This window comes from Pseudomonas sp. AC169 (genome assembly GCF_979258515.1).
This window is the reverse complement of sequence record NZ_OZ409866.1, coordinates 4,290,511-4,308,834: the sequence shown is the minus strand read 5'-3', so window position 1 is coordinate 4,308,834 and position 18,324 is coordinate 4,290,511. Positions and strand designations below refer to the sequence as shown.

Below are 18,324 nucleotides of genomic sequence, written 5' to 3'. Positions count from 1 at the left end.
AGCTCGCTCCCACAAGGATCTGATGACATTCAACAAATCCCAGGCAAAAAAAAGCCCGATCTCGCTAATGCGTTCAATCGGGCTACAGCACTCAGGAGCAACAAGTGCAAAGGGAGGTTCGATGCGCGTAGAGCCTTGAAGGGGTTGCGCCGGGTCACTTAAACAATCGGCGATTATCTGGGGATTAACCTATCAAGCGACCTGGGACAGTTTGGCGTTGGCCTGATTCAGGCCCTTCTCCTGGAAGTCGCCACCGAGGTTCATGCCTTCGGCGTGAATGAACGTCACGTCGTTGATGCCGATGAAACCCATCACCTGACGCAGGTACGGTTCCTGATGATCCGCCGGGCCACCGGCGTAAATGCCACCGCGAGCTGTGAGCACATAGGCACGTTTGCCGCTGAGCAGGCCTTGCGGGCCGGTTTCGGTGTACTTGAAGGTCACGCCGGCACGCAGTACGTGGTCGAGCCAGGCCTTGAGGGTGCTCGGGATGGCGAAGTTGTACATCGGCGCAGCCATCACCAGTACGTCGGCGGCGAGCAACTCATCGGTCAATTCGTTGGAACGATCCAGCGAGGCTTGTTCGCTGTCGTTGCGCTGTTCTGCAGGTTTCATCCAGCCACCCAACAGGTTGGCGTCCAGATGCGGTACCGGATTCACGGCGAGGTCACGCACGGTGATCTGATCGGTCGGGTGCGCCGCTTTCCACTGACTGATGAAGGTCTGGGTCAGTTGACGGGAAACCGAGTCTTGCTGGCGGGCGCTGCTTTCGATGATCAGAACGCGGGACATGGTGTGTAGCCTCCATCCGAGAATGTTGTAGGTCGATGGAGTGAAGGTTAAACAGAGTCGAATCGATGAAAAAGCGCAAATAATTGCTGCAAAGTATCGAATAATTCGTTTAGATGCTGACACATACTCTGTGGGAGCGAGCTTGCTCGCGCATTGGCCGTATCAGTCGACATCATTGTTGAATGACACACCGCTTTCGCGAGCAAGCTCGCTCCCACAAGGGATTCACAGTGTTATTTCGGGGTGCAGGTCAGTTTGATGCGCAGCTTGATGATCTCGCGGGTGAACTTGGCCGTGGCGTTCTTGTGTTTGCCGGCCGGTACATCGATCGTGCGGGTGCGCGGTGCTTCCGGGCCATTGCTGAACACGGCTCTGCACGTCGCGTCGACATCGCCGTAGTTGGCCACCCGAATCGAGCCGATATCGTTATCGGTAGCGAAGGTCTCGTAATCGATCTTCATGCCGTTGAGATCCTTTTCCACATCGATCGGGTAAGCAAAAGCAGTCAGCGGCAGCAGCGCCAGCACCACACAACAGAATTTTTTCATTCGGCAGTCTCCATGAGGGACGGCCAGCTTAGGACAAGAGGAGCTATTGATGAAAGCGCCCCGCGTGACCCTTGATCAATGGCGAACATTGCAGGCCGTGGTCGACCACGGCGGATTCGCCCAGGCCGCCGAGGCCTTGCACCGTTCGCAATCGTCGGTGAGCTACACCGTCGCCCGTATGCAGGACCAACTCGGCGTGCCGTTGCTGCGTATCGACGGGCGTAAAGCAGTGCTCACCGAAGCCGGTGGCGTGTTGCTGCGCCGCTCGCGGCAACTGGTGAAACAGGCCAGCCAACTGGAAGACCTCGCCCATCATATGGAACAAGGCTGGGAAGCCGAGGTGCGGCTGGTGGTCGATGCCGCGTACCCGAGCGCGCGCATCGTCCGCGCGTTGACCGCGTTCATGCCGCAGAGTCGCGGCTGTCGCGTGCGTCTGCGTGAGGAAGTGTTGTCGGGTGTTGAAGAGGTGCTGCTCGAAGGCGTGGCCGATCTGGCCATCACCGGCCTGAGCATTCCCGGCTACCTCGGCGCGGAACTGAGCGACGTCGAATTCGTCGCCGTCGCCCACCCCGATCACCCGCTGCACCGGCTCAATCGCGAACTGAGCTTTCAGGATCTGGAAACCCAGATGCAAGTGGTGATCCGCGACTCCGGCCGTCAGCAACCCCGGGATGTCGGCTGGCTCGGCGCCGAACAGCGCTGGACCGTCGGCAGTCTCGCCACGGCCGCCACGTTCGTCAGCAGCGGACTGGGCTTTGCCTGGCTGCCCCGGCACATGATCGAGCGAGAACTGAAAGATGGCTCGCTCAAGCTGCTACCGTTGGACAGGGGCGGCAACCGCAACTCGAGCTTCTATCTGTATTCGAACAAGGACAAACCCCTGGGTCCGGCCACGCAAATCCTCATCGAACTGCTGCGCACCTTCGACACTTTGCCGCTGGACGCACCGTTCGCCGCCCCTGAACAAGCCTGACACGGAGTTCACCGATGGCCTATTTCGAGCACGAAGGTTGCAACCTGCACTACGAGGAATATGGCCACGGCACGCCGTTGCTGCTGGTTCACGGGCTCGGCTCGAGCACGCTGGACTGGGAAATGCAGATCCCGGCCCTGGCCGCACACTACCGGGTGATCGTCCCGGACATCCGCGGCCACGGGCGCTCGGACAAACCGCGCGAGCGCTACAGCATTGCTGGTTTCAGCGCCGACCTGCTGGCGCTGATCGAACACCTGAACCTCGGCCCGGTGCATTACGTCGGACTGTCGATGGGCGGCATGATCGGCTTCCAGTTTGGCGTTGATCAGCCGCAGTTGCTTAAAAGCCTGACCATCGTCAACAGCGCACCCGAAGTCAAAATCCGCAGCCGCGACGATTATTGGCAGTGGTTCAAACGCTGGAGCCTGATGCGTGTGCTCAGCCTCGCCAGCATCGGCAAAGCCCTGGGCGGCAAACTTTTTCCGAAACCGGAACAGGCCGATCTGCGGCAGAAAATGGCCGAACGCTGGGCAAAAAACGACAAACGTGCTTATCTCGCCAGCTTCGATGCGATTGTTGGCTGGGGTGTTCAGGAACGACTTTCCCGAGTGTCCTGTCCAACGCTCGTCATCAGCGCTGACCGTGATTACACACCGGTCGCACTGAAAGAAACCTATGTAAAACTGCTGCCGAATGCGCGGCTGGTGGTGATCGCCGATTCGCGCCACGCCACCCCGCTCGATCAACCCGAACGCTTCAACCAAACGCTGCTGGAGTTTCTCGCCACAGCCGATATTCAATCTCAGGATCACTGACCCATGCTGAAAAAACTTGCCCTCGCCGCCGGTACCGTATTGTTTGCCGCCAACCTGATGGCTGCCACGCCGGCCAAGGCACCGCACGTGCTGCTGGACACCACCAACGGTCAGATCGAAATCGAACTGGACCCGGTCAAGGCGCCGATCAGTACCAAAAACTTTTTGGATTACGTCAACAGCGGCTTCTACACCAACACCATTTTCCACCGTGTGATCCCGGGCTTCATGGCTCAGGGCGGCGGTTTTACCCAGCAGATGCAACAGAAAGACACCAAGGCACCAATCAAGAACGAAGCCAGCAATGGCCTGCACAACGTTCGCGGCACCTTGTCGATGGCGCGCACCTCCAACCCTGATTCGGCCACCAGCCAGTTCTTCATCAACGTCGCCGACAACGCCTTCCTCGACCCGGGCCGTGACGCCGGTTACGCGGTGTTCGCCAAAGTGGTCAAGGGCATGGACGTCGTCGACATCATCGTCAACTCGCAAACCACCACCAAAAGCGGCATGCAAAACGTGCCTGTCGACCCTGTGATCATCAAGTCGGCCAAAGTCATCGACTAAGCTGTACAGGGCGTATCGAGCGGCGCCGGCCTGATCCGGCGCCGCTCACACCGATAAAAGGAGAGCCCGTACTCCGGGCGGTTATCTGATGCTCTATCGCCGTTTCGAACAACTGATCGACGTGTTCCGCGACGCCCCGACGGCGTCCCCGCCGGACCGTGTGCTGCCCTTCTACACCTATTACCTCAAGCAGGTTTGGCCAAGCTTTGCGGCGCTGCTCACTGTCGGTCTGTTCGGCGCCCTGATCGAAGTGGCGCTGTTCAGCTATCTCAGTCGCATCATCGATCTGGCACAAGGCGCACCCAACCCCAACTTCTTCCAGGAACATGGCCTTGAGCTGGCCTGGATGGCCGTGGTCGCGCTGATCCTGCGTCCGGTGTTCGTCGGGCTGCACGACCTGCTGGTGCACCAGACCCTGAGCCCGAGCATGACCAGCATGATTCGCTGGCAGAACCACAGCTACGTGCTCAAGCAGAGCCTGAATTTTTTCCAGAACGACTTCGCCGGACGTATTGCCCAGCGCATCATGCAGACCGGCAACTCGCTGCGTGACTCTGCGGTGCAAGCGGTGGATGCGTTGTGGCATGTACTGATCTACGCGATCAGCTCGCTGGTGCTCTTCGCCGAGGCAGACTGGCGCCTGATGATCCCGCTGCTGACCTGGATCGCTGCCTACATTGGCGCGCTCTATTACTTTGTGCCGCGGGTCAAGGAACGCTCGGTGGTGTCCTCCGATGCACGCTCCAAGCTCATGGGGCGGATCGTCGATGGCTACACCAACATCACCACCCTGAAGCTGTTTGCCCATACCAATTACGAGCAGCAATACGCCCGCGAAGCCATCGAAGAACAGACCGAAAAAGCCCAGCTGGCCGGCCGCGTTGTGACCAGCATGGACATCGCCATTACCACCATGAACGGCCTGCTGATCGTCGGCACCACTGGTCTGGCCCTGTGGCTGTGGACGCATTCGCTGATCAGCGTCGGCGCGATTGCACTGGCCACCGGTCTGGTGATCCGCATCGTCAATATGTCCGGCTGGATCATGTGGGTGGTCACCGGCATTTTCGAAAACATCGGCATGGTCCAGGACGGTCTGCAGACCATCGCGCAACCGGTCAGCGTCACCGATCAAGAACAGGCCAAACCGTTGGCCGTGGCGCGTGGCGAAGTGCGGTTCGAGCACGTGGATTTTCACTACGGCAAGAAGCGCGGCATCATTGGCGACCTCAATCTGAACATCAAGCCGGGTGAGAAAATCGGTTTGATCGGGCCGTCCGGTGCCGGCAAATCGACTTTGGTCAACTTGCTGCTGCGCCTGTACGACGTCGAAGGCGGACGGATTCTGATCGACGGCCAGAACATCGCCGAAGTCGGCCAGGAAAGCCTGCGTGCGCGGATCGGCATGATCACGCAGGACACCTCGCTGCTGCACCGTTCAATCCGCGACAACTTGCTGTACGGCAAACCGGATGCGACCGATGCCGAGTTGTGGGATGCGGTGCACAAGGCACGCGCCGATGAGTTCATTCCACTGCTGACGGACGCTGAGGGTCGCACAGGCTTCGATGCACACGTCGGTGAGCGCGGGGTCAAATTGTCCGGTGGACAACGGCAGCGTATCGCTATCGCGCGAGTGCTACTCAAGGACGCGCCGATCCTGATCATGGACGAAGCGACCTCGGCGCTGGACTCGGAGGTTGAAGCGGCGATTCAGGAAAGCCTGGAAACCCTGATGCAGGGCAAAACCGTGATCGCGATTGCCCACCGTCTCTCGACCATTGCCCGAATGGACCGGCTGGTGGTGCTGGAGAACGGCAAGATTGCCGAGAGCGGCACCCATGCTGAACTGTTGGCTCATCGCGGTCTGTATGCACGGCTTTGGGCTCATCAGACCGGAGGGTTTGTCGGCATCGACTGACCCCTCCAAGATCGTTCCCACGCTCTGCGTGGGAATGCAGCCCGTGACACTCCGCGTCACTGGACGCAGAGCGTCCCTTGAGGCATTCCCACGCAGAGCGTGGGAACGATCACCGCCACAGCCCTTTAACCACGGGCGCTGGCGGTTTTTTTGTGGCTGCTGGAAATCCGCAAAAACCCTGCTGTACTCAGCCAAGGTTCCGGAATGGAGCCTGTCGTAAGTCTGCAAGGACGCACAACTCGATGCAGTCTCGATAGCAGGGCTATCAAGGACGCCTCTCATGTCTCTGTTCAAACGTTCAGTCACTGAGTTGTTGGGTACGTTCTGGTTGGTATTGGGTGGTTGCGGCAGCGCGGTGATCGCCGCGTCTTCACCGCTGGGAATCGGGGTGCTGGGGGTGGCCCTGGCGTTTGGTCTGACGGTGCTGACCATGGCGTTTGCCATCGGTCACATCAGCGGCTGTCACCTCAACCCGGCCGTGTCGGTCGGGCTGTTCGTCGGCGGTCGGTTTCCGGCCAAAGAGTTGCCCGCCTACATCATCGCGCAGGTACTCGGCGCGATTCTCGCGGCGGCGTTGATCGCGCACATCGCCAGCGGCAAGGAGGGTTTTGATATCGCCGCCGGCCTGGCGTCCAACGGTTATGGCGAGCATTCGCCGGGCAAGTATTCGATGGCGGCGGGGTTCGTGACTGAACTGGTGATGACGGCGATGTTCGTGATCATCATTCTCGGGGCGACCGATAGACGCGCGCCGCCGGGGCTGGCACCGATCGCCATCGGCCTGGCTCTGACGCTGATTCACCTGATCTCGATTCCGGTCACCAACACCTCGGTGAACCCGGCCCGCAGCACGGGACCGGCACTGATGGTCGGCGGCTGGGCGATCGCGCAGTTGTGGCTGTTCTGGGTCGCGCCGTTGATTGGTGCGGTGGTCGGTGGCGGGGTTTATCGCTGGCTGGGCAAAGAAGAGTAGCCAAGGCATACACAAAACAAATGTGGGAGCGAGCTTGCTCGCGAAGGCGGTGTGTCAGCTGATATCCATGTCACTGAAACACCGCTTTCGCGAGCAAGCTCACTCCTACAGGGGATCTAGGTTTGGCGGTAGGGCAACGCTGTTTTTGCTTCTTCGGCGTAGGCGAGGATGCCGGCACGTTCCTGTTGCAGGAAATCTTTTACCGCTGCCTTCAAGCCCGGATGGCGCAGGTAATGCCACGAATGGGTGATCACCGGCTCGAACCCGCGAATCAACTTGTGTTCGCCTTGGGCACCGGCATCGAAACGCTGATAACCCTGGGCAATCGCGTAATCCATACCCTGATAAAAACACGTCTCGAAGTGCAGCCGATCGAACTCCGCCAGACAGCCCCAATAGCGCCCGTAGAAACTGTCGCCACCCACCAGACTGAACGCCATCGCTACCGGCCGTGAGCCTTGTTTGGCCAGTACCACGCGAATGGCCTCGGGCATGCGCTCGGCCAACAGGCTGAAAAACTCCCGCGTCAGGTACGGCGTTTGTCGGCGCACCGCGTAGGTGTTGGCGTAGCAGGCATAGACAAAATCCCACTGTGCCTCGTCCAGTTCACGCCCCTCAAGCCATTCAAATTCAAAGCCCTGCCCCGCTACTTGCTCGCGCTCCTTGCGCATCTGTTTGCGCTTGCGCGAACTGAGTACGTCGAGGAAATCCTGAAAGTCGCGGTAACCGCGATTCTGCCAGTGATACTGACAGCCAATCCGTTGCAGCCAACCCGGTTGCTCGGCCATCGCAGCGTCGGTGAAGGGGTCAGTGAAATTGAGGTGCGCGCTGGAAAGCCCTTCGATTTCCAGGTAGCCGGGCAGGCTCTTGAGCAGCTCAAAACCGTCTTCGACCCTGGCTGCCAACAGGCGCGGGCCGCTGACCGGACTGAACGGCACAGCGGTCAACAGCTTGGGGTAATACTCGATACCGGCGCGGGCGCAGGCGTCGGCCCAACCATGATCGAACACGTACTCGCCGTAGGAATGCCACTTGCGATAACCAGGCAACGCGGCGATCAGTCGATCGTCTTCGATGTGCAGCAAATGCTCAGGTTGCCAGCCAGTGTGGGGACCAACGCTGCCGCTGTCCTCCAATGCACTGAGGAAGGCGTGGCGCAGAAATGGCTGGTTTTCAGGCACCAGCGCATCCCAGGTTGCCGGAGCGATTTGCGACAGGTTTTGCAGGCGTTGCAACGGCATCAACAAGCTCTCCACAACAGGACTTCAGCGCCCGGCGAGTATCGCCGATTGCGCGGCATTGCACACCCGCAATCGGCCGACAGCGCTCTAGATCAATAGTTCAGGGCGAATCGAGATCGTCATCATCCTGCCATCACTGTGCCACTGCTCTGTCATAAACCATCGCGATACTGGCGCCTGTTTTTAGAGCGCCGGGTTCTACCCGGACACTGTTTTCCGACGTTCAAATCGTCGGTTGTGCCCAGGATGGTTCAGCCATCCCTCTCATCTTCGGAGATTGCTATGCGTCTTGCTTCCACAAAAACTGCGGCGGCCCTGTGCGGTGGCTTGTTGCTGGCCATCAGTGTTCCGGCCAGTGCTGCAGTCGACGCCAAACTGCTCGACATGCTCAAGGCTAACGGTTCCATCTCCCAGGCGCAGTACATCGAACTGCAAACCGAACTGGCCAAGGATCAGAAGGCTCAGCAAATCGCGCAGCAGGCGCAGCAAGAGACCAACGAACAAGTCGCTGCTGTTGCGAAGAAAACCAACGAACAAAGCGTCTTCGACCAGAAACTGGCCTGGGCGGCCAAGACCCAGTTCAAGGGCGATGTGCGTATCCGTCAGGAAACCATCAAGATCGACGGCGAGCCGAACAACGGCGGCCGCGACAAGGATCGTCAGCGCATTCGTGCCCGACTGGGTGCCTACACCGAGATCAACCCGCAAGTCGACACCGGTATCCGTATCGCCACCGGCGGCGGCGACGATGCCCGTTCGACCAACCAGGATCAGGACAACTACTTCGACAAGAAGCAGATCTGGCTCGACCTGGGCTACATCGACTACCACCCTGATCAGATCAAGAACCTGCACATTATCGGCGGCAAGATGCTCCAGCCGTGGGTCAGCATGGGCGACGTGATCTGGGACAGCGACATCAACCCGGAAGGTCTGGCCGTCACCTACAAATACCCGCTGGGCAGCAGCGCCGAACTGTTCGGCAGCCTGGGTAACTACAACCTCAAGGACAACGTTGACGGCGATGGCGTGCAATTCCGTCACGACCTGCGCCTGACCGCTGGCCAATTGGGTAGCCGCTTCAACATCACCGACAACCTGAAAGTGACCTTGGGCGGCAGCGTCTACGCCTACCAGAACGACGAAGACAGCCGCTGCACCGGGACTTCCACACCGTGCGCGCTGGCGGTCAATGGCAACTCGGCCGACAACGAATTCCGTCTGTATGAAGGGTTCAGCCAGGTCGATATCGGCGGTCTGCCAATGCCACTGTCGTTCTACGGCCAGTACGTGAAGAACAACGATGCCGTGACCGATCAGGACACCGCGTGGCTGGTGGGTGCCAAGTCGAAAGTCTTCGGCCTGAACCTCGACTACAACTATCGTGACGTACAGCGCAACGCCGTGGTCGGCGCCTTCACCGACTCCGACTTCGCCAACGGCACCACCGGCTCCCGTGGCCACAAGTTCAAGGTCGGTTACGACATCGACAAGAATTTCGCCATTGGCGCCACGTACTTCCTGACCAAGGCCGACTTCGCCAGCCGTACCCAGCGTGACGCTGACGCCAACACCCTGCAACTGGATGCGGAAGCCAAGTTCTAAGAAGACAGCGACAAGCTTCGAGCGACAAGCTGCAAGTAATGCTCCGCTTGTAGCTTGAGGCTCGCAGCTCGAAACTTTTAGCCCGATGCAGCAACAGCGATCCCCATCATCCGTTCGCTGGCGCTGCACCGGGCTGTGTTTTTTCAAGGGCTATCGTCCCGCCGCTGCGTCGCCAGGCGTTCAGCCAAGACATCCACGCCTTCCTCCGGCTTTTCCGGAAGCGCCTTCAGGGTGGCTTGCATCACACGCATCTGACGCATGAAACGCCGGCAATTCGGGCAAAACATCAGGTGATGACGCACCATCCACTTTTCGCGAAAGCTCAACTGGCCATCGAGATAATCGCTGGATCGTGCCACTTGCTCCTTGCAGGTCAACATTCTCCTGTCTCCTCAAAATGTTCTACGGTCGCGAAGACCTTCAAACGTGCACGATGCAACAGCACGCGGACATTGGAGAGTGAGATCTCCAGAAGATTACAGATCTCCTCCAGCTCCAGCCCCTGCCGCTCGCGCAAAAGCAAAACGCTGCTTTGCAGTTCTGACAGGTTCAGCAACGTGTGCTCCAGGCACTCGCGCAATTCGTCTTGAGTGAGCAGAGCTTCGGGGGTGTCCTGGTGCCAGGCGAAGGGCGCTACCAGCCAATGGCCGTCACCGGCGGAGAAGCGGTCGTCGTCGATCGTGCCATGGGGCGACGGCAGATCATCCATCAACACTTCGCGGCGATTGTGTTTATAACGGCTTTTGGCGGCGTTGGCCGTGATGGTCAACAGCCAGGTCTTGAGACTGGAACGACCTTCGAAACTGGCGATGTGGCGCACCACGGAGAGCCAGGCATCCTGCACCACTTCTTCGACATGACGCTGGCCGACAATGGCATACGCCACCGCGCGCATGGCGCTCTGATAGGTCGTCACCAGTTCCTTGAAAGCCTGTTGCTCACCAGCCAGCAAGCGCGCATGCAGTTGAATGTCGTCAGCCGCCATCCAAAAATCTCCTTGTGCCGATTCCGAAAATGACAACGGCAGGTCTTCACCTGCCGCCATTTCCGTGAAATTACAGCGTTTGAGCCGATTCGGATGTAGGAAAGGTCGGCACGATCAAGAGGAAATTAAACCTCTTTTCAGCGCTTGCGCAGAATCACGCTGCCGATCGAATAGCCTGCACCGAACGAACTCAAAACAGCCAGCGAACCGGCGGCCAGATCGTCCTGATATTTGTGGAAAGCAATCACCGAACCGGCAGAGCTGGTGTTGGCGTAGGTGTCAAGGATTACCGGTGCTTCTTCTTCGGTGGCTTCTCGACCCAGCAGTTTGCGCACGATCAGATGGTTCATGCTCAGGTTGGCCTGATGCAGCCAGAAGCGCTTCACATCGCCGACGTTGAGCTTGTTCTCTTCCAGGTGTTCGCCAATCAACTCGGCGACCATCGGGCAAACATCCTTGAACACCTTGCGGCCTTCCTGCACGAACAACTTGTCGCGGGCACCGATGCCCTCTTCCGCCGCGCGATTGAGGAAACCGAAGTTGTTGCGGATGTTGTTGGAGAACTTGGTCAGCAGTTTGGTGCTGACTACATCGAACTGGTGCTTGGACGTCGCGGTGTCAGCGCGCTCGATGATCACCGCAGTGGCGGCATCGCCGAAGATGAAGTGACTGTCGCGATCACGGAAATTCAGGTGACCGGTGCAGACTTCCGGGTTGACCATCAGGATCGCCCGGGCCTGGCCCAGTTGCACGCTGTTGGCTGCGGCCTGGATACCGAAAGTCGCCGAAGAACAGGCCACGTTCATGTCAAAACCGAAGCCCTGAATGCCCAGTGCTTCCTGGACTTCGATGGCGATGGCCGGGTAGGCACGTTGCAGGTTGGAGCAGGCAACGATGACGCCATCGATATCAGCGGCGGTTTTGCCGGCACGCTGCAGGGCTTGCTCGGCAGCGCCGATTGCCATCTGGCAAAGCACCGACCATTCGTCGTTGGAACGCTCCGGCAAGCGCGGGGCCATGCGTTGCGGATCAAGAATGCCGTCCTTGTCCATGACGAAGCGGCTCTTGATGCCCGAGGCTTTTTCGATGAACGCGGCGCTGGATTCGGTCAGGGCCTGGACTTCACCGCTGGCAATGGCCTCGGCGTTGTCGGCGTTGAACTGGGCGACGTAGGTATTGAAAGACTGCACCAGCTCTTCATTGGAGATGCTGTTGGCCGGGGTGTACAGGCCGGTGCCGCTGATGACGACGTTATGCATGGTCGTTTCTCTAATCTGTTCAGGCAGAAAGTGCTGGAACCGTCGTACCAACACACAAAGGGTCTATTCCCGTCCGGGGGACGCAAACCTGGCATCGCTTTATTCCGTCGCGCGACACGGCCGAAGGCTCTGGGTCGCGAAACCGGCGTTTATGGTCGCGAAGTTTGCCATAAACCATGGCTTTTGGCGCCTTTTTGCTGGATAGGGCATTAGTCATGAGCGCCACATCAACCTGTGGGAGCGAGCTTGCTCGCGAAGGCGGTGGGTCAGGCGATCAAGTCGTCGGCTGACACATCCCATTCGCGAGCAGGCTCGCTCCCACAGGGGGATTGCGTATGTCTCCAGGTCAGGGCTCGACCTGGCTCCACTGCTTGTTCAGGCGTTTGTCGGAAATCGGCACTTTGGTGCCCAACTGCTGGGCGAACAGCGACACCCGGTATTCCTCCAGCCACCAGCGATACAGCTCAAGCTGCGGATCGCGTTTGCCTTCCTGCGCATGCTTGGCCGCGCGGGTCTGGTATTGCGCCCAGAGGCCGGCGAGTTCGCCGCTCCAGACGCGATCCTTCTGCACCTGCGCGCCGAGTTTTTCGAAACGCTGCTCGACCGCTTTCAGATAACGCGGCAACTCTTTGAGCCACTGCATCGGCGTCTCGCGGACAAAGCCCGGATAAACCAGATTATTGATCTGCTGCTTGATGTCATTCAACGCCACGGCCTGGGCCAGATCGATCTTGCCTTTGAAGCGTTTTTGCAGACCGTGCCAGAGCTTGAGAATCTCCAGCGTCAACCGGGCGACGCGCTCGGCGTGCTCGGTCCAACTGCCGCGTTTGCGCTCGGCCAACGCCGCCAATCCTGCGCCGTCACGGGGCAACGGGTCTTCGCCTTCGAGAATGCAGCTGTCGAGGCTGGCCAGCAGAATGTCTTCAACCAGCGCATCAACCCGGCCCAACTCGCGATAGAGCAGGCCCAGCTCGGTCTGCCCCGGCAACTTGCCGCGCAGGAACTTGGCCGGTTCCGCCAATTGCTGCATCAACAACCGCTGCAAGGCGCGACGATGCTGGAACTCGGCCTCGGCCGGCGTCGAGAAGCGCCCTTCCTTGACCGTGCCGCCCTCTTCCACCAACGCCGGATACACCGTCATCGACAGCCCGGCGATCTTCTGCTGGGTTTTTTCCGCCACCGGGGCGAAGACTTTCGCCTCCACAGGTTGCTGACTTTTCGCACTCTGCGGCACCGCCAGCGCGGCCTGACTGGCTTCGGCAAACCGTGCGGTCAGCTCGGCCAGATCGCGACCTTCGCCAAGGAATTTGCCTTGGCCGTCGACGATTTCCAGGTTCATCCGCAGATGCCCCTCGACGCCCTGTTCAGCTTCCGTCCACGCCTCATCGCTGACCCGCGCGCCGGTCATGCGCAGCAGTTCGCGACCGAGCGCTTGCGGCAACGAACCTTCGGCAAAGGTCATGCGCTGCAAGGCAGCCTTGATGAAGTCCGGTACCGGCACAAAATTCTTGCGCAGCGCTTTCGGCAGGTTGCGCACGAGGGCGATGCACTTGGCTTCGATCAGCCCCGGCACCAGCCACTCCAGACGCTCCGGCGGCAACATCGGCAGCAGCGGGGCCGGCACGCGCAGGGTCACACCGTCGCGCGGATGATTGGGTTCGAAGTGATAGGTCAGCGCCAGTTCCAGATCACCGATGTGCAGGGTGTCCGGGTAATCGCGCGCGGTGACTTCACTGGCCTCGCGAGCCAGCACGTCTTCTTCGCGCATGATCAACAACTGCGGGTTCTTCTGGCTGTTGATTCGATACCAACTGTCAAAGGTCGCGGTCTGGTGAATCTCCGCCGGCAGCCGCGCATCGTAGAACGCGTACAAGGTTTCTTCGTCGGCAAGAATATCGCGACGACGGGCCTTGGCTTCGAGTTCGTCGAGCTGTTCGAGCAACTGTTTGTTGGCGGTCAGGCACTTGGCTTTCGATTGAATTTCGCCACGCACCAGGCCTTCACGAATGAACAGCTCTCGGGAAACCACCGGATCCACCGGGCCGTAATGCACCGGCCGACGGCCGACCACGATCAGCCCGAACAGGGTGATCTGCTCGAACGCCACGACTTGACCGCGCTTCTTTTCCCAGTGCGGTTCGAAATGGTTTTTCTTGATCAGATGCCCGGCCAGCGGTTCGATCCAGTCGGCGTCGATCTTGGCGACCATGCGCGCGTAGAGCTTGGTGGTTTCCACCAGTTCAGCGGTCATCAGCCATTGCGGACGCTTTTTGCCGATGCCCGACGACGGATGAATCCAGAAGCGCCGCTGACGCGCGCCGAGGTAATCGCCGTCCTCGGTTTTCTGACCGATCTGGCTGAGCAGACCGACCAGTACCGCTTTGTGCAATTTCGGGTAATCCGCCGGCTCTTTGTTGAGGCTCAACTGCATGTCGCGGCAGATCAGGCTCAACTGGCGATGGGAGTCGCGCCACTCGCGCAGCCGCAGATAGTTGAGGAAGTTCTTGCGGCACCAGTTGCGCAGCGGGCTGGCCGTCAGCGCCTGGCGCTGCTCTTCAAAACCACGCCACAGATTCACCAGACCGGCGAAGTCCGAGTCGATATCTTTCCATTGCGCGTGCGCCTGATCGGCGGCTTGCTGACGCTCCGGCGGGCGTTCGCGCGGGTCTTGAATCGACATGGCACTGGCGACAATCAGCACTTCTTGCAGGCTGCCGAGTTTGGCCGCTTCGAGCAACATGCGACCCATGCGCGGGTCGACAGGCAAGCGCGCCAATTGGCGACCGAGCGGGGTCAGTTGACTGTTGCGATCAACTGCCGAGAGTTCTTGCAGCAGGTTGAAACCGTCGCTGATCGCCTTGCCATCCGGCGGCTCGATAAACGGGAACGCGGTGATCTCGCCAAGGCGCAGATGGAGCATCTGCAAAATTACAGCGGCGAGGTTGGTGCGCAGAATTTCCGGATCGGTGAACTCCGGGCGACCGAGAAAATCTTCTTCGCTGTACAAGCGAATGCAGATGCCCGGCTCGACCCGGCCGCAACGACCTTTACGCTGGTTGGCGCTGGCCTGGGAAATCGCTTCGATCGGCAGACGCTGCACCTTGGCGCGATAGCTGTAACGGCTGATGCGCGCGGTGCCGCTGTCGATCACGTAACGAATGCCCGGCACGGTCAGCGAGGTTTCGGCGACGTTGGTCGCCAGCACCACGCGACGGCCCGGGTGCGACTGGAAAATCCGCTGCTGTTCGGCCGGCGACAAGCGCGCGTACAGCGGCAGGATTTCGGTGTGTTTGATTTGCGCCTTGCGCAGCATGTCAGCGGCGTCACGAATCTCGCGCTCGCCCGGCAAGAACACCAGCACATCACCGGGGCTGCGGCGTTCACTGCGCTCATAAGCGGCGATTTCGTCGAGGGTGGCGAGGATCGCCTGATCCACCGTCAAGTCATCCTCAACACGGTTGCCCTCTTCGTCCTGCTCCAGTGTCAACGGGCGATACCAAGTGTCTACCGGGAAGGTACGGCCGGACACTTCGACAATCGGCGCATCATCGAAGTGCTTGGAAAAGCGCTCCAGATCGATGGTCGCCGAGGTGATGATGACTTTCAGATCGGGACGACGCGGCAGCAGGGTTTTCAGGTAGCCGAGCAGGAAGTCGATGTTGAGGCTGCGTTCGTGGGCTTCGTCGACGATGATCGTGTCGTAGCGTTCGAGGTAGCGGTCGTTCTGGGTTTCCGCGAGCAAAATGCCGTCGGTCATCAGTTTGATCAGGGTGTTGGAATCGCTCTGATCCTCGAAACGTACCTGATAGCCGACCAGCGAACCGAGCGGCGTGCCGAGTTCTTCGGCGACGCGGCTGGCAACGCTGCGTGCGGCGATTCGACGGGGCTGGGTGTGGCCGATCAGGCCGTGCTGGCCGCGACCGATTTCCAGGCAGATCTTCGGCAGCTGGGTGGTTTTACCCGAACCGGTTTCGCCGGCGATGATCAGCACCTGATGTTGCTCCAGCGCCTTTTTGATTTCGTCGCGCTTGGCCGCAATTGGCAGGCTGTCGTCGTAACGAATCACTGGCAGGCTGGCCTTGCGGGCCAGCACCTGATCACAGGACGCCTGCATGCGCGTCACCCACTGGGCCAGTTTGGCCTCGTCGGGTTTCTTGCGCAGCTCAAGCAACTGCCGCCGCAGCCGGTGACGGTCGGCGAGCATGGCGTGATCGAGGTTTTTCAGCAGTTTGTCGATGGAGGGCGATTCGTCGGTCATCGGGTAGGCAATTCGGTCGTCTATATGTGCAGGGGGCGGATTGTCGCAGATTTGGCGGATTAGTGGCGTGTCGGGGGGATTGCTGCCCTCACCCTAGCCCTCCCGAAACGTCGGACCGCCCCGAGGGAGAGGGGACCGACCGAGTCAACTTCGCCAGCTTCGCCGACCTGAACGTGCATCACTGAATCCATAATCGCCAAGCTCTTTCAGGTCGGCGCTTGGCGCAAGACACCTCGATCGGCCCCCTCTCCCTCTGGGAGAGGGCTGGGGTGAGGGGTTTTTAAAAGAGCTACTCGTTGTCGAGGCCTTTACGCCGATACGGAAAAACATCAATAACCTTCCCCGCCCGAATCGCCTCCTGCAGGCTCTTCCAGTAATCGGCGTTATACAACTCGCCGTGCAACTGATCGAACAACTTGCGCTGCCCGGAATCGGCAAACAGAAACGGCGGAAACTCCTCGGGAAACACATCCAGCGGCCCAATCGAATACCACGGCTCGGAGGCCATTTCGTCCTCCGGCGTGCGCGGCGCAGGGATGTGGCGGAAGTTGGCTTCGGTCAGGAAACAAATCTCGTCATAGTCATAAAACACCACCCGCCCATGCCGGGTGACGCCGAAGTTTTTCAGCAGCATGTCGCCGGGAAAGATGTTCGCCGCCGCCAGTTGCTTGATCGCCAGGCCGTAATCTTCCAGCGCCTCACGCACCTGCGCATCGTTGGCGTTTTCCAGATACAGATTGAGCGGGGTCATCCGCCGCTCGGTCCAGCAGTGGCGGATCAATACGGTTTCGCCCTCGACCGAGACTGTCGAGGGCGCGACTTCCAGCAATTCCTCAAGACACGCCGGATCGAACTTGCTCAGCGGAAAACGGAAGTCGGCAAACTCCTGGGTATCGGCCATGCGCCCTACCCGATCGACGCTTTTCACCAGCCGATACTTCTCGATCACCGTGGCGCGATCGACGTTTTTCGACGGCGAAAAACGGTCCTTGATGATCTTGAACACGGTGTTGAAACCCGGCAGGGTAAACACGCTCATGACCATGCCGCGCACACCCGGAGCCATGATGAACTGGTCATCGGTGTTGGCCAGATGGTTGATCAGGGCGCGGTAGAACTCGGATTTGCCGTGCTTGTAGAAGCCGATCGAGGTGTACAGCTCGGCGATGTGCTTGCCCGGCAGGATGCGCCGCAGGAAACCGATGAATTCCGCCGGCACCGGCACGTCGACCATGAAATACGAACGGGTGAACGAGAAGATGATCGACACGTCGGCTTCGTCGGTGATCAGCGCATCAATCTGAATCCCGCGCCCTTCGCGGTGCAGCAGCGGAATCACCAGTGGCCACTGTTCGTCGCGGGTATAGATGCGCCCGACCAGATAGGCGCCCTTGTTGCGGTACAACACCGAAGAAAACAGTTCGACGGCCAGTTCCGGATCCTTGCACACCCAATCCGGCAAATTCTCGCGCAATTGCGCTTCGAGCCGCTGCAGGTCGCCAGGCAAATCGGCGTAATCCTCGCTGAAGCGATAATCGGCGAAAATGCTCGCGAGCATCCCCGACAACTGCCCTTGCGGCTTGTAGGTGCGGGTTTGCGCGGCGCGGGCACGGCGCAGGCTCGGACGGGTGGTGTGGATGAACATGCAGCCGTCGCTGATCAGGTCGTGACTGAACAGCCCGCAAAAAATCGAGTTGTACCAGGTCTCGGAAAGCTCATCGTCGAAGCGCAGGTCAATGACGCTGATATAGGCGCTTTTCACCAGCGGCCAGCAGCTGACATTCATCAGCGTGTCGTCGTCGAAATACTCGCGCAGGCGGGCGATGGTTTCGCCGACCTTTTCTTCGTAGAGATTGATCCGCGCCGCCGACGCCGTTTGCGTCTCCTGCCAGCGGGCCTGTTCGAAACGTTCCCGGGCACCGTCGGTGATCCGCCGGAAATGCTCGCGGTAATCGTCAAAGCCATCGAGGATCATGCGGGCGATGTCGGTGGCTGGCCATTGCTGCGGCATAGATAGGACCTCGGCGTGCGTGGGGAATCTGTGCCTGAGCTTAGCCACGCAAGTGCGCGTGCGTGAAGTGCAATTTCGGCCAAATTCGCGTCAGGGTTGTACAGCGACACAGTTTTTAGCAAAGTTTTTTTAATCGACCGTTCGGTCAGTTAATCACCTCAGCGGTCCTTCTTGCCGCCCTGCGCCAGCCCGCGAATTCTCTGGTCTTCGGATCCAATACTGATCAAACGCCTCTAGTTCGCGGCTTTGCAGCAAATGCACTTACCGCCAGCGTCGCTTACAGATTGGTCTTACCAAAATAGTGGCACTTTGATATACAGCCCGCCGTTATCCGCCTCAAAACAAGATCCTCGCTGACGAGGACGACCTCCCC

The 18,324-nt window shown here is 59.6% G+C and carries 14 protein-coding genes; 6 read left to right on the top strand and 8 right to left on the bottom strand.

The window, feature by feature from the left end:
* Positions 1-192 precede the first annotated feature (192 nt).
* Positions 193-792 carry an FMN-dependent NADH-azoreductase gene (locus ACZZ0G_RS19440; RefSeq protein WP_463557201.1) on the bottom strand — a complete coding sequence of 200 codons (600 nt, stop codon included), beginning with the start codon at positions 790-792 and terminating at the stop codon, positions 193-195.
* A 233-nt stretch (positions 793-1,025) separates the two neighbouring features.
* Positions 1,026-1,340 (bottom strand): 3-phosphoglycerate kinase, encoded by a 315-nt coding sequence (locus ACZZ0G_RS19435; RefSeq protein ID WP_463397277.1) that lies wholly within the window; start codon positions 1,338-1,340, stop codon positions 1,026-1,028.
* A gap of 49 nt (positions 1,341-1,389) precedes the next feature.
* Here ACZZ0G_RS19435 and ACZZ0G_RS19430 point away from each other — a divergent pair, with 49 nt between their 5' ends.
* The 5 genes from ACZZ0G_RS19430 (at position 1,390) to aqpZ (ending at position 6,592) form a co-directional block, all read left to right on the top strand.
* The gene (locus ACZZ0G_RS19430; RefSeq protein WP_007914443.1) at positions 1,390-2,313 is read left to right on the top strand and encodes a LysR family transcriptional regulator; all 924 of its coding nucleotides are present in this window, start codon (positions 1,390-1,392) and stop codon (positions 2,311-2,313) included.
* 14 nt (positions 2,314-2,327) lie between these two features.
* Positions 2,328-3,131: an alpha/beta fold hydrolase gene (locus ACZZ0G_RS19425; protein WP_463557200.1), complete on the top strand. Its 804-nt coding sequence runs from the start codon at positions 2,328-2,330 to the stop codon at positions 3,129-3,131.
* A 3-nt stretch (positions 3,132-3,134) separates the two neighbouring features.
* Positions 3,135-3,698, top strand: coding sequence for a peptidylprolyl isomerase (locus tag ACZZ0G_RS19420; RefSeq protein WP_122608913.1), 564 nt, complete (start codon positions 3,135-3,137; stop codon positions 3,696-3,698).
* A gap of 88 nt (positions 3,699-3,786) precedes the next feature.
* Positions 3,787-5,619, top strand: coding sequence for an ABC transporter ATP-binding protein (locus ACZZ0G_RS19415; protein WP_463557199.1), 1,833 nt, complete (start codon positions 3,787-3,789; stop codon positions 5,617-5,619).
* 280 nt (positions 5,620-5,899) lie between these two features.
* A complete protein-coding gene (gene aqpZ, locus ACZZ0G_RS19410) occupies positions 5,900-6,592 on the top strand; it encodes an aquaporin Z (protein WP_463557198.1) in 693 nt (230 codons plus the stop codon).
* 116 nt (positions 6,593-6,708) lie between these two features.
* Here the strand turns inward: aqpZ and ACZZ0G_RS19405 are convergent, their stop codons facing one another.
* Positions 6,709-7,833: a GNAT family N-acetyltransferase gene (locus ACZZ0G_RS19405; RefSeq protein ID WP_463557197.1), complete on the bottom strand. Its 1,125-nt coding sequence runs from the start codon at positions 7,831-7,833 to the stop codon at positions 6,709-6,711.
* A 282-nt stretch (positions 7,834-8,115) separates the two neighbouring features.
* Here ACZZ0G_RS19405 and ACZZ0G_RS19400 point away from each other — a divergent pair, with 282 nt between their 5' ends.
* Positions 8,116-9,438, top strand: coding sequence for a putative porin (locus ACZZ0G_RS19400; protein WP_463557196.1), 1,323 nt, complete (start codon positions 8,116-8,118; stop codon positions 9,436-9,438).
* Between the two features lie 143 nt (positions 9,439-9,581).
* Here ACZZ0G_RS19400 and ACZZ0G_RS19395 read toward each other — a convergent pair whose 3' ends face one another.
* The 5 genes from ACZZ0G_RS19395 to aceK form a co-directional block, all read right to left on the bottom strand.
* Positions 9,582-9,818 carry an anti-sigma factor family protein gene (locus ACZZ0G_RS19395; RefSeq protein ID WP_463557195.1) on the bottom strand — a complete coding sequence of 79 codons (237 nt, stop codon included), beginning with the start codon at positions 9,816-9,818 and terminating at the stop codon, positions 9,582-9,584.
* Positions 9,812-10,423: an RNA polymerase sigma factor gene (locus ACZZ0G_RS19390; RefSeq protein WP_463557194.1), complete on the bottom strand. Its 612-nt coding sequence runs from the start codon at positions 10,421-10,423 to the stop codon at positions 9,812-9,814. The genes ACZZ0G_RS19395 and ACZZ0G_RS19390 overlap by 7 nt, the downstream gene beginning before the upstream one ends.
* Before the next feature lie 137 nt (positions 10,424-10,560).
* Positions 10,561-11,682 (bottom strand): beta-ketoacyl-ACP synthase III, encoded by a 1,122-nt coding sequence (locus ACZZ0G_RS19385; RefSeq protein ID WP_150795748.1) that lies wholly within the window; start codon positions 11,680-11,682, stop codon positions 10,561-10,563.
* 346 nt (positions 11,683-12,028) lie between these two features.
* A complete protein-coding gene (gene hrpA / locus ACZZ0G_RS19380) occupies positions 12,029-15,940 on the bottom strand; it encodes an ATP-dependent RNA helicase HrpA (protein WP_463557193.1) in 3,912 nt (1,303 codons plus the stop codon).
* 289 nt (positions 15,941-16,229) lie between these two features.
* Complete coding sequence (gene aceK, locus ACZZ0G_RS19375; RefSeq protein WP_463397287.1) at positions 16,230-17,951, bottom strand: bifunctional isocitrate dehydrogenase kinase/phosphatase; 1,722 nt, start codon at positions 17,949-17,951, stop codon at positions 16,230-16,232.
* Positions 17,952-18,324 lie beyond the last annotated feature (373 nt).